The 14,945-nt window shown below is 71.2% G+C and carries 13 protein-coding genes; 7 read left to right on the top strand and 6 right to left on the bottom strand.

What is annotated here, in order from left to right; genetic code table 11:
- Positions 1–151: 151 nt before the first annotated feature.
- The 5 genes from AB4Z02_RS16670 to paaK form a co-directional block, all read right to left on the bottom strand.
- Positions 152–664 carry an amino-acid N-acetyltransferase gene (locus tag AB4Z02_RS16670; RefSeq protein ID WP_056882092.1) on the bottom strand — a complete coding sequence of 171 codons (513 nt, stop codon included), beginning with the start codon at positions 662–664 and terminating at the stop codon, positions 152–154.
- Positions 657–1,859 (bottom strand): LCP family protein, encoded by a 1,203-nt coding sequence (locus tag AB4Z02_RS16665; RefSeq protein ID WP_441972357.1) that lies wholly within the window; start codon positions 1,857–1,859, stop codon positions 657–659. The genes AB4Z02_RS16670 and AB4Z02_RS16665 overlap by 8 nt, the downstream gene beginning before the upstream one ends.
- Before the next feature lie 247 nt (positions 1,860–2,106).
- Positions 2,107–4,620 carry an ATP-dependent Clp protease ATP-binding subunit gene (locus AB4Z02_RS16660; RefSeq protein WP_056882089.1) on the bottom strand — a complete coding sequence of 838 codons (2,514 nt, stop codon included), beginning with the start codon at positions 4,618–4,620 and terminating at the stop codon, positions 2,107–2,109.
- Between the two features lie 288 nt (positions 4,621–4,908).
- A complete protein-coding gene (locus AB4Z02_RS16655; protein ID WP_056882088.1) occupies positions 4,909–5,418 on the bottom strand; it encodes a hypothetical protein in 510 nt (169 codons plus the stop codon).
- 227 nt (positions 5,419–5,645) lie between these two features.
- Positions 5,646–6,926 carry a phenylacetate--CoA ligase PaaK gene (gene paaK, locus AB4Z02_RS16650; protein WP_441972355.1) on the bottom strand — a complete coding sequence of 427 codons (1,281 nt, stop codon included), beginning with the start codon at positions 6,924–6,926 and terminating at the stop codon, positions 5,646–5,648.
- A 113-nt stretch (positions 6,927–7,039) separates the two neighbouring features.
- Here paaK and AB4Z02_RS16645 point away from each other — a divergent pair, with 113 nt between their 5' ends.
- Genes AB4Z02_RS16645 through AB4Z02_RS16625 form a run of 5 tightly spaced genes read left to right on the top strand, consistent with a single transcriptional unit; the run spans position 7,040 to position 11,989 of the window.
- Complete coding sequence (locus AB4Z02_RS16645; protein ID WP_441972353.1) at positions 7,040–7,894, top strand: S1C family serine protease; 855 nt, start codon at positions 7,040–7,042, stop codon at positions 7,892–7,894.
- Positions 7,895–7,914: 20 nt separating this feature from the next.
- Positions 7,915–8,952 carry an AAA family ATPase gene (locus AB4Z02_RS16640; RefSeq protein WP_441972351.1) on the top strand — a complete coding sequence of 346 codons (1,038 nt, stop codon included), beginning with the start codon at positions 7,915–7,917 and terminating at the stop codon, positions 8,950–8,952.
- Entirely contained in the window at positions 8,931–9,863 is a 933-nt protein-coding gene (locus AB4Z02_RS16635; protein WP_441972349.1) for a DUF58 domain-containing protein, read from the top strand. The genes AB4Z02_RS16640 and AB4Z02_RS16635 overlap by 22 nt, the downstream gene beginning before the upstream one ends.
- Complete coding sequence (locus AB4Z02_RS16630) at positions 9,860–10,861, top strand: VWA domain-containing protein (RefSeq protein ID WP_441972347.1); 1,002 nt, start codon at positions 9,860–9,862, stop codon at positions 10,859–10,861. The genes AB4Z02_RS16635 and AB4Z02_RS16630 overlap by 4 nt, the downstream gene beginning before the upstream one ends.
- Complete coding sequence (locus AB4Z02_RS16625) at positions 10,862–11,989, top strand: VWA domain-containing protein (protein ID WP_441972345.1); 1,128 nt, start codon at positions 10,862–10,864, stop codon at positions 11,987–11,989.
- Between the two features lie 59 nt (positions 11,990–12,048).
- On the opposite strand, the gene AB4Z02_RS16620 is transcribed toward AB4Z02_RS16625, so the two are convergent.
- Positions 12,049–12,876 (bottom strand): Fpg/Nei family DNA glycosylase, encoded by an 828-nt coding sequence (locus AB4Z02_RS16620; protein ID WP_056882083.1) that lies wholly within the window; start codon positions 12,874–12,876, stop codon positions 12,049–12,051.
- Positions 12,877–13,007: 131 nt separating this feature from the next.
- Between AB4Z02_RS16620 and AB4Z02_RS16615 the strand changes: the two genes are divergently transcribed.
- Positions 13,008–14,036 (top strand): ATP-binding cassette domain-containing protein, encoded by a 1,029-nt coding sequence (locus AB4Z02_RS16615; protein WP_441972342.1) that lies wholly within the window; start codon positions 13,008–13,010, stop codon positions 14,034–14,036.
- A gap of 3 nt (positions 14,037–14,039) precedes the next feature.
- Complete coding sequence (locus tag AB4Z02_RS16610) at positions 14,040–14,795, top strand: ABC transporter permease (protein WP_441972340.1); 756 nt, start codon at positions 14,040–14,042, stop codon at positions 14,793–14,795.
- Positions 14,796–14,945 lie beyond the last annotated feature (150 nt).

Here is a 14,945-nt window from a genome sequence, read left to right as displayed (position 1 = left end):
CTGCGGAGCCGTCTTCGCTGAGCGACGCCGACGCCCTCGAGGCGGTCGCGCGGACGCACCGTACGGAGTGGGCGCGGGTCGTCGCCACGCCGGCCAGGCGCTTCAGCGACCTCGACGTCGCGAGGGCGGCCGCCACGGCAAGGAGAAGACCTCAGAGAGTGCGGAGCATCCGGGTGTTGCCGAGGGTGTTGGGCTTGACCCGTTCGAGGTCGAGGAACTCCGCCACGCCCTCGTCGTACGACCGCACCAGCTCGGCGTAGACCTCGGGGTCGACGGCCTGGCCCTCGATCACCTCGAACCCGTGGCGGCCGAAGAAGTCGACCTCGAAGGTGAGGCAGAAGAGCCGCTCGACCCCCAGCTCGCGGGCGTCCTCCACGAGGGCCTCGAGGAGCCTGGAGCCAACGCCCAGGCCCTTGGCCTCCGGGCTCACCGCGAGGGTGCGGATCTCGGCGAGGTCCTCCCACATCACGTGCAGCGCACCGAAACCCACGACGCGGCCGCCCACCTCGCCGACGCGGAACTGCTGCACCGCTTCGTAGTAGGTGACTGCGTCCTTGGACACCAGGACCCGCGACTCGGCGTGCGGACGCACGATCTCGCGGATGGTGCGGATGTCGCTGGTCCTGGCACGCCGTACGACCACGTCTCCCGGGGCCTCAGGCACCGAGGCGCCCGTCCTTCATGTCGCTGAAGGTGCTCTGCGCCTGGCTGCCCAGGAGCACCACGGACTGCCCCTCCCGGGTGCCGATCGCGCCGGGCACGACCCTGTTGGGGACCTTGGCGGTGTCGCTGAGGTAGAGGCTGGCGCAGAGGTTCAGCACCTGCGTCGGCGTCAGGCTGGTCGCCAGGTGGGAACCCATGAGGCCGAGCAGGCGCGCCAGCTGGGCGGGGCCGAGCTTCTGTGCCATGACCATGCCGGCCTTGATGAGCTCGCCCTGGTTGGCCGAGCGCCCGAAGTCGCCGTTGGGCAGGTGCTTGCGCTCCCGCGCCAGGGCCAGGGCGGTCTTGGACGTGAGCTTGTTGGTGCCGGCCTTGACGATCTGGAAGTTGTCGACACTGCGCAGCGACTGCTTGGCCACGAAGATGATGCCGCCGAGGCTGTCGACCATCCCGCGGAAGCCGTAGAAGCCGGTGATGACGTAGCCGTCGATCTGCACCCCCGACGCCTTCTCGATGGTGCGCACCTGGCCCTTGGCGCCACCGAACACCAGGGCGGCGTTGACCTTGGCGTTGCCGCCCGACGACAGCGGCACCCACGAGTCGCGCGGGATGCCGACGATGCCGCCGACGCCCTTGTGGTCGACGCCGATGATGTGCAGCGCGTCGCCACGGCACTTCTCGACCGGCTGACCGGGGCGGGCGTCGGAGCCGATGGCCAGCACCCGCATCGTCGGGAAGTCCGGGCGGTAGACGGCCATCGAGGGCCACCAGCCGCCCACGACCGCCCACGACGAGGTGCCCCTGACCAGCAGGGTGACGTCCTTGCCGTGCACGATGCTGGCCACCGTCGACCCCATCCAGCGCCCCGTGGTGCCGGACACGGCGACCGAGCTCTTGAGGACCTTGCGCCTGGCCAGCGCCGACGCCACGTCGCCGCTCGCCGGCACCTTGCCGCCGAGGTAGAGGGTGCCAAGCACGGCGAGCAGGTCCTGGGGCAGGCCCTTGCCCGTCACCGCGGGCTTGGCGGGGGCCGGCGCAGCCGTGGTCGTGGTGGTCGAGGACGTGGTCGACGGCGGGGTCGCCTTCTTCTTGTCCTTCGAGCAGGCGGCCAGGGTCAGCGGTGCCGCGACCAGCCCGAGGAGCACGGAGCGGCGGGGCAACGAGGAGGGCAGCGCGAAGCGCTTCGAGGGGGAAGCCACGCCACCAATCTACGACGGAGCGTTCGGTGCGCCGTACACCGTCGCCTCCTCCGGGCGCGTCCCGGGGCCCCGGGTCGGCGATGGGCAGGGGGTCGAGTAGCCGACTCGCGCAGGTTGTCGCTGTGCTCGACTGCCCCGCGTGGGGTTTCGCGTCGACCCGCGCGGGGACGCGCAGAGGGCGGCACCCGTGGGGTGCCGCCCTCTGGCGGTGGGTACGGCGCGCGGTGACCGCGCGCCGTACCGGTGGTCACTCCGAGGAGTCGCCCACCGTCTCGACGACGGGGAGCTCGATCCCGCTCGGGTGCGGCGTGCCGACGAAGGTGAACGTCGCCGACTTGCCCTCGCCGTCGGCGTTGACGAGCACCAGCTCGCCCGCCTTCAGCTCGCCGTACAGGATCTTCTCGGACAGGACGTCCTCGATCTCGCGCTGGATGGTGCGGCGCAGCGGGCGCGCACCGAGCACGGGGTCGTAGCCCTTCTTGGCCAGCGCGTTCTTGGCCTCGGTCGTGAGCTCGATGCCCATGTCCTTGTCCTTGAGGCGCTTGTCCAGCTTGGCGATCTCGAGGTCGACGATGGCGACGATCTCCTCCTGCGTGAGCTGGGGGAAGACGATCGTGTCATCGACACGGTTGAGGAACTCGGGGCGGAAGTGCTGCTTGAGCTCGTCCGTGACCTTGTTCTTCATCCGCTCGTAGTCGCTGCGGGTGTCCGCGCCGGCCGAGAAGCCGAGCGAACCCTTGGAGATGTCCCGCGTGCCGAGGTTGGTCGTCATGATGATGACGGTGTTCTTGAAGTCGACCATCCGACCCTGGGAGTCGGTGAGGCGGCCGTCCTCGAGCACCTGCAGCAGCGAGTTGAAGATGTCCGGGTGGGCCTTCTCGACCTCGTCGAACAGCACCACCGAGAACGGCTTGCGGCGCACCTTCTCCGTGAGCTGGCCACCCTCTTCGTAGCCGACGTAGCCGGGGGGCGAGCCGAACAGGCGCGACACCGTGTGCTTCTCGGAGAACTCGCTCATGTCGAGCTGGATGAGGCTGTCCTCGTCGCCGAAGAGGAACTCGGCCAGCGTCTTGGCGAGCTCGGTCTTACCGACGCCGGTGGGGCCGGCGAAGATGAACGAGCCGCCGGGGCGACGCGGGTCCTTGAGACCGGCGCGGGTGCGGCGGATCGCCTGGGACAGCGCCTTGATGGCGTCGTCCATGCCGACGATGCGCTTGTGCAGCTCGTCCTCCATGTGGAGCAGCCGCGAGGACTCCTCCTCGGTGAGCTTGAAGACCGGGATGCCGGTGCTGGCAGCCAGGACCTCGGCGATGAGCTCCTCGTCGACCTCGGCCACGACGTCCATGTCGCCGGACTTCCACTGCGACTCGCGCTCGGCCTTCTGGGCGAGCAGCTTCTTCTCGTCGTCGCGCAGGCTGGCGGCCTTCTCGAAGTCCTGGCCGTCGATGGCCGACTCCTTCTCCAGGCGCACGGCGGCGATCTTCTCGTCGAACTCCCGCAGGTCCGGCGGTGCGGTCATCCGGCGGATGCGCAACCGCGCGCCCGCCTCGTCGATGAGGTCGATCGCCTTGTCCGGGAGGAACCGGTCGTTGATGTAGCGGTCGGCGAGGTTGGCCGCAGAGACCAGCGCGCCGTCGGTGATGGACACCCGGTGGTGCGCCTCGTAGCGGTCTCGCAGGCCCTTGAGGATCTCGATCGCGTGGCTGAGCGTGGGCTCGGCGACCTGGATCGGCTGGAAGCGGCGCTCGAGCGCCGAGTCCTTCTCGATGTGCTTGCGGTACTCGTCGAGCGTGGTCGCACCGATGGTCTGGAGCTCACCACGGGCCAGCATCGGCTTGAGGATGCTGGCGGCGTCGATCGCGCCCTCGGCGGCACCCGCACCGACGAGGGTGTGGATCTCGTCGATGAACAGGATGATGTCGCCGCGGGTGCGGATCTCCTTGAGGACCTTCTTCAGCCGCTCCTCGAAGTCACCGCGGTAGCGGCTGCCGGCGACGAGCGCGCCGAGGTCGAGGGTGTAGAGCTGCTTGTCCTTGAGGGTCTCGGGCACCTCGCCCTTGACGATGTCCTGGGCCAGGCCCTCGACGACGGCGGTCTTGCCGACGCCGGGCTCACCGATCAGCACCGGGTTGTTCTTGGTGCGGCGGGACAGCACCTGCATGACCCGCTCGATCTCCTTCTCGCGCCCGATGACCGGGTCGAGCTTGCCCTCGCGGGCGGCCATGGTGAGGTTGCGGCCGAACTGGTCGAGCACGAGCGAACCCGCGGGGGTGCCCTCCTGCTGGACCCCGCCGCCGACACCGGCGGCCTGGCCCTCCTTGCCCTGGTAGCCCGAGATCAGCTGGATGACCTGCTGGCGCACCCGATTGAGGTCGGCCCCGAGCTTGACGAGGACCTGCGCGGCGACGCCCTCACCCTCGCGGATGAGACCGAGCAGGATGTGCTCGGTGCCGATGTAGTTGTGGCCGAGCTGCAGCGCCTCGCGGAGGCTGAGCTCGAGAACCTTCTTCGCGCGGGGCGTGAAGGGAATGTGGCCGCTCGGGGCCTGCTGCCCCTGGCCGATGATCTCCTGCACCTGCTCGCGGACGGACTCCAGCGAGATACCGAGGCTCTCGAGAGCCTTGGAGGCGACGCCTTCACCCTCGTGGATGAGGCCGAGCAGGATGTGCTCCGTGCCGATGTAGTTGTGGTTGAGCATGCGCGCCTCTTCCTGCGCAAGCACCACCACCCGACGGGCCCGGTCGGTGAACCGTTCAAACATCTTTCTGCTCCTGCCTATCGAGATCACCTCGATGCTATCCGTGCGGCACGCACCCCGCTCACGCCTTCCGGCGACCGATACCTGATCGGGACGCTCCGAGGCGCGCGCTTGATGCTTGTCGCGACGCTTGTCCGGTGGAACGCGGGGCCTCCCACCCCTGTTCCCGGCCCTGAGCCGGGTCGGCTCATGTTCGCCGTGAGCGGACGGACCGGGGTCACGCCGTCGGTGGGGGCGAGGCCCGGGTCGGCCCGGGTGGGGCCGGGTACTGGCGGTGGGAAGGGGGCTTGGTCACGCCGCCGGGCCCTTGCGACGCACCTCGTCGACGTGCTCCATCGCCTGCCTCAGCTCGGCGAGCCAGCTGTCGGACTTCTCGCCGACGAGCCGCACGCACCAGGCGAGGGCCTCGGAGCGCGACCGGGCGACACCGGCCTCGACGAGGGTGTCGAGCACCTTGCGCTCGGGCTGGCGCAACCGGGTCATGACCGGCGCGGCGAGGTGGGTGAAGAGGACCTCGGTGTCGCCGATGCGCACACCCCAGGAGACCTTGCGGCCCGAGAGGTGCTCGAGCTCGCGGGCGATCTCGATGCGGCGTTCGCGAGTGTCCTCACGGAAGGAGGCGATGCGGCCGCGCGCGGCGATCTCGCGCTCGGTCTGGTCGTCGGAGTCGAGCTCGGGCGCCGCGAGGGTGCCGACCACGAGCAGCTCGTCGCGGTCGCGGGTGACCTCGACGGGGCCGGTGAACCAGTCAGTCGGGAGTCGGCCGGCCAGCCAGGCTTCCGCTGTTGTCTTCGTTGTCATGTAACGATGATTACAAGATTACGAACGGTGCGCCAGAGGCGTCCGCTGAGGGCGAAACCGGGCGAGTGGCCGAAAGTTCGTGGCGCGTACGGGCGCCGGGCGGCGACTTTCGGGCGAGTGGCCGAAAGTTCGTGGCGCGTACGGGCGCCGGGCGGCGACTTTCGGGCGAGTGGCCGAAAGTTCGTGGCGCGTAGGGCGTGCGACGGGACGCGAGGGGGTGCCCCGCGTCAGCGGAGGTGGCGCTGGTCGCTGATGCGCTTGGCCTTGCCGAGCGAGCGCTCGAGGGCGTGCGGCGCGAGCACGTCGACGGCCACCGTCACGCCGACGCGGTCCTTGATCCGGGTGGCGAGGGCTCGCGCCATACCAGCGCGCTCGGGCTCGCTCGACGACGCCGACGCCGCCTCGACCTGGACGGTGAGCTCGTCCATGCGGCCCGGCCGGGTGAGCACGCACAGGTAGTGCGGGGTCAGGCCCTCCACCGCGAGCAGCTGCTCCTCGATCTGGGAGGGGAAGACGTTGACGCCACGGACGATCATCATGTCGTCGGTGCGGCCGGTGACCTTGGCCATCCGGCGGAACTGCGGGTGGGCGGTGCCGGGCATGAGGGTCGTGAGGTCACGGGTGCGGTAGCGCACCACCGGCATGGCCTGCTTGGTCAGCGAGGTGAAGACCAGCTCACCCTCCTCGCCGTCGGGCAGTACCTCGCCGGTGACGGGGTCGACGACCTCGGGGTAGAAGTGGTCCTCCCAGATGTGCAGCCCGTCCTGGGTCTCCCCCGACTCCTGGGAGACCCCCGGGCCCATCACCTCGGACAGTCCGTAGATGTCGACGGCCCGCAGGTTGCTGCGCCGCTCGACCTCCTCACGCATCTGCTGCGTCCAGGGCTCGGCGCCGAAGATGCCGATCTCCAGCGAGGTGTCCTTGGGGTCGATCCCCTGGGCCTCCATCTCGTCGAGGATCGCCAGGAAGTAGGACGGCGTCACCATGATCACGCGGGGCCCGAAGTCGCGGATCAGCTGCACCTGGCGTTCGGTCATGCCGCCGCTCACCGGGACCACGGTGCAGCCCAGTCGCTCGGCGCCGTAGTGCGCGCCGATGCCGCCGGTGAACAACCCGTAGCCGTAGGCGATGTGCACGATGTCGCCGGGGCGGCCGCCGGCCGACTCGATGGACCTCGCCATCACCTCGGCCCAGGTGTCGATGTCCTGGCGCGTGTAGCCGACCACGGTCGGGCGCCCGGTCGTGCCGCTGGACGCGTGGATGCGGGACACCTGCTCGCGGGGCACCGCGAACATGCCGAAGGGGTAGTTGTCGCGCAGGTCCGCCTTGGCCGTGAACGGGAACCGCGCGAGGTCGGCCAGCTCGCGCAGGTCGTCGGGGTGCACGCCCGCGGCGTCGAACGCGGCGCGGTAGTGGGGCACGTTGGCGTATGCGTGCCCCAGGCTCCAGCGCATCCGGTCCAGCTGCAGGGCGCGCAGCTCCTCCACCGACGAGACGACGTTGTCCATGGCGGTCAATCTACGACCTGACGATCCTGAGAGTTCCCCGTGAAAGCCCGCTCTCGTGTCCCGAGCGGTGTTCGCTGGGCCGGATCGGACGTACGCTCGCGAAGGTGGACCGGGTGCCTGCACCGTCGGCCGTCGGCACCCCTGCGGGGCAGGAGGACGACGCGACCCCGCACGCCGGGGGGCGCCGCATCACGAGGCGGCCACTCGTGGTCGCCGTCGCGCTCCTCCTCGTCGGGTTGGCCCTCGTCGCCACGGCCCTGCTCCGCGGTCCCGACACCCCGGCGCTGACCCAGGCGGACGTCGACCGCAGCGTGCAGAAGGGGATCGCCGCCGCGCAGGAGCAGGCGCGCAAGGCCCCGACCGACGCCACCACCGCGTACCGTGCCGCGCTCCCCTCCCTCGTGACCATCCGGACGACGGGCGTGGGAGCCGCCCACGACGAGAACGGCACCGGTGCGGGGGTGGTGGTCAGCGCCGATGGCGCCGTCCTCACCGCGCTGCACGTCGTCGACGGCGCCGCCACCATCCGGGTGGTCTTCGCCGACGGCACCGAGGCGAGCGCCCGGGTCGCCAAGCAGGAGGCCTCCAGCGACACCGCCGTCCTCACCGCGTCGTCCCTGCCCCGGGTCGTCGTGCCTGCGGTGCTCGGGGGCGCGCCGCAGGTCGGCGACGAGGTGTTCCCGCTGGGCCACCCCCTCGGGCTGACCCAGTCACTCAGCGGCGGCGTCGTCTCGGCCGTCGATCGCAGCATCCGGGTCGGGAGCGGACGGACGCTCGAGGGGCTCATCCAGTTCGACGCCGCCGTCAACCCGGGCAACTCAGGTGGGCCGCTGCTCAACCGCGACGGCCAGGTCGTCGGCATCGTCACCGGCCTCGCCAACCCCTCGGAGCAGAGCTTCTTCGTCGGCATCGGCTTCGCCGTCCCCATCGCCACCGCCGGCGGCGTCGCCGGAAGCCCGCCCCAGTGACCACCCCACCAGGAGAGCCCATGGACCCGCACCGTCCCCAGCCCGGCCGCCAGCAGCACCCGCTCGAGCTGGCGCTCTACGAGGTGAAGAAGACGATCGTCGGCCAGGACCTGCTCATCGAGCGGATGCTGGTGGCGCTGCTGGCCCGCGGCCACCTGCTCGTCGAAGGCGTGCCCGGCCTGGCGAAGACGATGGCTGTCCGGACCCTGGCCCAGGCGATCGGCGGGGAGTTCCAACGGATCCAGTTCACCCCGGACCTCGTGCCGGCCGACGTCATCGGCACGCGCATCTACAACCAGAAGGAGGGCGAGTTCCAGGTCTCCCTCGGGCCCGTCTTCGCCAACCTGGTCCTCGCCGACGAGATCAACCGCGCCCCGGCCAAGGTGCAGAGCGCGCTGCTCGAGGTGATGCAGGAGGGCCAGGTGACCATCGGCCGCGAGACCTACCCTGCGCCGAACCCGTTCCTGGTCATGGCGACCCAGAACCCCATCGAGTCGGAGGGCACCTACGCGCTGCCCGAGGCGCAGGTCGACCGCTTCATGCTCAAGACCGTCATCGGCTACCCGACCCCGTCGGAGGAGTTCGTCGTCGTCGAACGCATGACCTCGGCCATGGACGCGACCCAGCGGGTGCTCGAGCCGGGGCAGCTGGTGGAGTACCAGCGCCGGGCCGACGCGGTCTACGTCGACCCTGCCGTCATCGAGTACGCGGTGCGGCTGGTGGGGGCGACACGCGCCCCGGCCTCCGTGGGGCTGCCCGACCTCGCGCGGTACCTCACGTTCGGGGCGAGCCCGCGGGCCTCCATCAACCTCGTCCTCGCCGCCAAGGCGCTGGCGTTCCTGCGCGGCCGCGACTTCGCCCGTCCGCAGGACGTGCGCGACCTCGCGTACGACGTCATGCGGCACCGTCTCGTCCTGTCCTACGAGGCGCTGGCCGAGGGCATCGGCGCCGACGACGTGCTCGAGCCGGTGGTGGCAGCCGTCTCGATGCCCGACGTGCCGCTGCGCGAGCGGCGCCCGCAACCGAGCGAGGCCACGTGGACCGCCGGCCCGCGCTGACCGCCTCCCCCAGCCCTACGGGTACGGGCCCCCTCACCGCCGAGGCGCTGCTGCGGCGGCTGGAGTGGCGCGTCGTGCGACGGCTCGACGGGCGGCTCCAGGGCGACTACCGGACGCTGTTCCGCGGCACGGGCGTCGACTTCACCGACCTGCGCGAGTACACACCGGGCGACGACCTGCGCCACCTCGACTGGAACGTCACGGCACGGATGGACACCCCCTACGTGCGCGAGTACGTCGAGGACCGCGAGGTCACCTGCTGGCTGCTGCTGGACCGGTCGGCGTCGATGGGTTTCGGCCCGGTCGACCGGCAGAAGTCCCTCGTCGTGACGGAGGTCGCCACCACCCTCGCCCACGTGCTCTCCCGAGGCGGAAACCGCACCGGCGCAGTGCTCTTCGACGACGGGGTGGATGTCGTCCCGCCGGGACAGGGTCGCAACCACGTGCTCCGCATCGCCGAGTCCCTCCTGCGCCCACCGTCGACCGGCTCGGCCAGGACGACCACCGACCTGTCCGTCCTGCTCAAGGCCGGGCTGGGGCTGGCACGGCGCCGTTCGCTCGTCGTCGTCGTCTCCGACTTCATCTCCCAGCCCGGGTGGGAACGCCACCTCTCGCTGCTCGCGCGGCGCCACGACGTCGTCGCCATCCAGGTGGTCGACCCGCGGGAGTCCGAGCTCCCGGCTGTCGGGATGGTCTACGTCGAGGACGCCGAGACCGGCGAGCAGATCTTCGTCGACACCGACGACCCGGTGTTCCGCGAGCGGCTGCGCGAGGCCGCCGCCGAGCGCCAGCAGGCGCTGCTCGCCGCTGCCCAGCGGGCCGGTACGCAGGTCCACACCGTCGCCACGGACGAGGACCTCGTGCGCGCCCTGGCCCGGATCTCCCACCTGCGAAGGCAGCAGCGGCGATGAGCTTCGCGTGGCCGTGGATGCTCCTGGGCCTGCTGGCGGTGCCCGCGCTCGTGGCGGCATACCGCAGACAGCAACGGATGCGGCAGCGCAGGCGGGTCGAGCTCGAGGCCCTCGGGCTGGTCCCCCTCGCCGGCCACGGGTCGGCGCCCGGCGGTCCGGGCCGTTCGCGCCTGCAGCACCTCGCGCCGGCGCTGGTCCTCGCCGCCCTCACGGTCCTGATCGTCTCCCTGGCCAGGCCGACCGCGACGGTCGCCGAACCCCGCCGCGAGGGCACGGTGATGCTCGCGTTCGACGTCTCGACCAGCATGGCGGCCACCGACATGGCGCCCACGAGGCTCGACGCAGCCAAGGCGGCCGCGCGGACGTTCGTCGCCAGGCAGCCGTCGTCGATCCGCATCGGCGTCGTGGCGTTCGGCGACAGCGCGGTGGTCTCCCAGCAGCCGACCGACGACCGCGTCCAGGTGCGTGCTGCCATCGACCGGCTCACACCCCAGGGGGGCACGGCGGTGGGCCGGGGCATCGTGTCCTCGCTCAGCGCCATCGCCGGCAAGCCCGTCGAGATCGGCGCCGAGCCGGGGGCCGGTGACGACGCGGACATCGGCTACTACTCCTCGGCCGCCATCGTCCTGCTCTCCGACGGTGAGAACACGACCGACCCGGACCCGCAGGAGGTCGCCGACCTCGCGTCCGCCGCCGGGGTGAAGGTCTACGCCATCGGCATCGGCAGCACCCGGGGGACGGTCCTGGAGGTCGACGGGTTCCAGGTGTCGACGGCGCTCGACGAGGCGTCGCTGAAGCGGATCGCCGCGACCACCGGCGGCGCCTACTACGCGGCCGCCGACGCAGCGTCGCTCGCCAAGGTCTACGGCTCGATCGACCTCGCGTGGACGGCCCGGACCCGCGAGCGCGAGGTGACGTCGTGGTTCGCCGCGGCCGCTGCGGTGCTGCTCCTGCTCGGCGCAGCGGTCTCGGTGCTCCGCTCGGGGCGGGTGGTCTGAGTGTCCTTCGGGCTGCCCTACGTCCTTATGGCGCTCCTCGCGGTCCCGCTGCTCGTCGGCGTCTACTGGTGGCAGCTGCGGCGTCGTCGCCGGCAGGCGGTGGCGTTCTCCAGCATGGCCCTCATCCGCTCGGCCCTGCCCCGGCAGCGCACGTGGCGACGTCACGTGCCGATCGGGCTGGTGCTCGCGAGCCTGGCCCTGCTCGCGGTCGCCGGTTCCCGCCCGCAGGTCCGCGCCGAGGTGCCGGTGTCCAGCTCCGCCGTGATCCTCGCGGTCGACGTGTCGGGCTCGATGTGCGCCACCGACGTCACCCCCAACCGGCTCGCCGCCGCGCAGGACGCCGTGCGCACCTTCATCGACAAGCAGGACGACCGGACCCGTATCGGGCTCGTGGTCTTCTCGGGGTTCGCCCAGGTCGCGGTGGCGCCGACCACCGACCACACCGAGCTGCGCAAGGCCGTCGACGGCCTCACCACGGGGCGCGGCACGACCATCGGCGCGGCCATCCTGAAGTCCATCGACGCCATCGCCGAGATCAACCCCGACGTCGCCCCGGCCGACACCAGCGGCACCACGGGCACGGTCCCAGGCGCTCCAGGCGCTCCCGGCGACCCGTCGGGCCCCGCTCCGGGGAACCCGTCGCCGGGCACGCCGGCACCCAGGTCGGCACGCACCGCCCCCGAGATCGTGGTGCTGCTCACCGACGGCGCCAACACCCGCGGCGTGACGCCCCAGGAAGCCGCCGAGCAGGCCGCCGCGCGCGGGGTCCGCGTCTACCCCATCGGGTTCGGCACCACCGAGCCCACCCAGATGGTCTGCACCCGCGACCAGCTGGGCGGCGGCCTCTACGACGGGCCAGGGCAGGGGTTCAGCGGCATCGGCCCCGGCGGTCGCAACTTCCTCGTGGTCGACGAGGCGGCCCTGCGCGAGGTGGCGACGACGACCGGTGGCGAGTACTTCGCGGCGAGCGACGCGGGACAGCTCCAGGGCGTCCTGGCCGACCTGCCCAAGCACGTCGACACAGAGCTGCAGCAGGTCGACCTCAGTGTCGGGTTCGCGGCGGTGGCGGCACTGGTCCTGCTCGCCGGCCTCGCGCTCGGGGTGCGCTGGGCGCCGTACCCGAGCTGACCGGGTCAGCGGTGGTCGTCGTCGGCGGCGGCGCGGCCTTCGGCTGGGCGGCGCCTGCGTCAGCGGCGGCGCTGGCAGCGGCCGCACCAGTACAGGTTGCGACCGGCGACCTCGCGCGTGCGGATCCGGGAACCGCAGACGCGACACGGCTCGCCCTGCCGCTTGTAGACGTAGGACGTCCGCGCCTCCAGCGGGTCGACACGGCCCGCGGCGAGGTCGGCCCTGACCTGCTCCACCTGCTCGGCGACGGTGACGATCTTCCCAGTGGCGACTCCCAGGGGCAGCAGGTCGACGAGGTCGAGCCAGATGGCGTCCCAGCTGCTGCGGCGAAGCTCCTTCCCGGGGCGGAACGGGTCGATGCGCTGCCGGAACAGCACCTCGCAGCGGTAGACGTTGCCGACACCGGCGAGCACGGCCTGGTCCATGAGCAGCTCGGCCACCGACCGCCCGGACCTCGAGAGCTTGCGCCAGGCGAGGTCCGGGTCGGGTTCGGGCCGCAGGGGGTCGGGGCCCAGTCGTGCGGTGACCGACTCGACCTGCTCGGGGGTGATGACGGCGCACAGGTTGGGGCCGCGCAGGTCGGCGACGTGGGCGTCGTTGGCCAAGCGCAGCCGCACCTGGCCCACGACCGGCACCTCACCGGTGTAGGCGACCTGGTCGATGGTGAAGGTGCCGATCAGGCCGAGGTGCACGTGCAGCCACGTGTCGCCCTCGAACTCCGCGAACAGGTGCTTCCCCCACGAGGTCGCGTGCAGGAACGTGTGACCCGTCAGCAGGGCCGCTCCGGCCGCGAACCTGCCCTGGGGACTGCTGGCCTCGGGGCGGGTCCCGCGGAAGGCCGCGTCGAGGTCGCGGGCGAGGCGGTAGAGCGTGTGGCCTTCGGGCATGGGCCCCATCATGCGGCAGGCCGATGAGTTCTGCCGGGCGCACCGGTCTACCGGTGCGAGGTGCAAAACCCCGTCGCCACTGTCGGTGCCGTGGTGGACACTGTGCCGCACCAGAGCAGAGGGAGTGACCGATGATCCGTGCACGGGGGCTCGTGCAGACCTTCCAGGCGCGCGAGGGCAGGAAGAAGACCGAGGTCCGGGCCGTGGACGGCGTCGACCTCGACGTGGCCGAGGGCGAGGTGGTCGGGTTCCTCGGGCCCAACGGCGCAGGCAAGACGACCACGCTGCGCATGCTCACCACCCTGCTGCGGCCCACCGCGGGCGAGGCGACGGTGGCGGGGTACGACGTGGTGCGCGAGCCGGAGCAGGTGCGCCGCAGCATCGGCTACGTCTCGCAGGCGGGCGGCGCGTTCAGCAGCGCCAGGGCCGGGGACGAGGTCGTCGACCACGGCATGCTCTACGGCATGAAGGGCGCCGAGGCGACGGCTCGCGGGAAGGAGCTGTTCTCCCAGCTCGACCTCGAGGGCCTGTGGACCCGGATGCCCAAGAACATGTCCGGTGGCCAGCGCCGTCGCCTCGACATCGTGATGGGCCTGATCCACGAGCCGTCGCTGGTCTTCCTCGACGAGCCGACCACGGGACTCGACCCCCAGGCCAGGGCCAACCTGTGGGAGCACATCGCCGACCTGCGCCGTCGCCGCGGCGCCACGGTGTTCCTCACGACCCACTACCTCGACGAGGCCGACGCGCTCAGCGACCGGATCCTCATCATCGACCACGGCAGGATCGTCGCGGCCGACACCTCGGACAACCTCAAGGCCCAGGTGGCCGGAGACCTCGTCGACCTCGAGGTCTCCGACGCCGAGCTCGTCTCGGCGGCCGCCCAGCGCCTCGACGCCATCGCCGAGTCGCCGCGGCACGGGCTCCAGGGGGTGGAGATCGACGGCAACCACGTCCGTGGCCGGGTCCAGCGAGCAGGCAAGGCGGTGCCCGGGCTGCTGCGCGACCTGCACGACGCCGACATCTCGCTCGAGTCGATCGAGGTCCACCGCCCGACCCTCGACGACGTGTTCCTCACGCTCACCGGCCGCTCGCTGCGCGACGCCGCCGAGACCGACCCTGCCGGTGCGACCGGCTCGACCTCCGAGAAGGGGAGCTGACCGATGCGTTTCCTGCGCGAGTGCTTCATCGTCTTCCGCCGCCAGCTGCGGATGAACCTGCGCAACCCTGCCTGGGTCATCATCGGCATGCTCCAGCCCGTCCTCTACCTGCTGCTGTTCGGCCCGCTTCTCAAGCCGCTCATCACCCAGTTCGGCGCGACGAACGCCTACACGTTCTTCGTGCCGGGCATGCTCGTCCAGCTCGGCATGTTCGGCGCCTTCTTCGCCGGGTTCAGCCTCATCGGGGAGTGGCGCGAGGGGGTCATCGAGGCCGAGCGGGTCACCCCTGCCAGCCGCACGGCGCTGCTCGTCGGCCGCCTCGTGCGTGACGTCCTGCAGCTGTTCGTGCAGGCGCTCATCCTCGTCGGGCTCGGCTACCTCATGGGGATGCGCGGCTCGGCTGCCGGCATCGTCTTCGGCGTCCTGCTCACGCTGCTCGTCGGCGGTGCCTGCGCGGCTGCCTCCAACGCCCTCGCCCTCACCACCAAGTCCGAGGACGTCATGGCCCCGGTCATCAACATGGTGATGATGCCCGTGCTGCTGCTCTCCGGGATCCTGCTGCCCATGACGATCGGCCCCAAGTGGCTGCTCAACGTCTCGGACTGGATGCCGTTCCGTTGGGTCGTGGACGCGGTGCGTACGGCGTTCTCGGGCGACTTCGCCACCTCGCCCATGGTGTGGGGCTCGGTGTGGGCCGCCGTACTGTTCGTCCTCGCCGTGGCCTGGGGCACGGCGACGTTCCGCAAGGAGAACGCCTAGCTGTACTGACCTGACAGGTTGGTTGAGGGAGTGCGACTCCTCGATCTGAGGGGATGACGTGGGAGGGCCTCCCGCGGTGGAGTGGAACTGCTGAAGGTTCACTTCGCCAAACAGGAGGCCCTCGTGTCCCACGCTAACGCTGCACTGACT

Source organism: Pedococcus sp. 2YAF34, assembly GCF_052114585.1.
In the GTDB taxonomy this organism is placed as follows: domain Bacteria; phylum Actinomycetota; class Actinomycetes; order Actinomycetales; family Dermatophilaceae; genus Pedococcus.
Note: the sequence above shows the minus strand (reverse complement) of the source record. Positions and strands in the feature narration are given on the sequence as shown.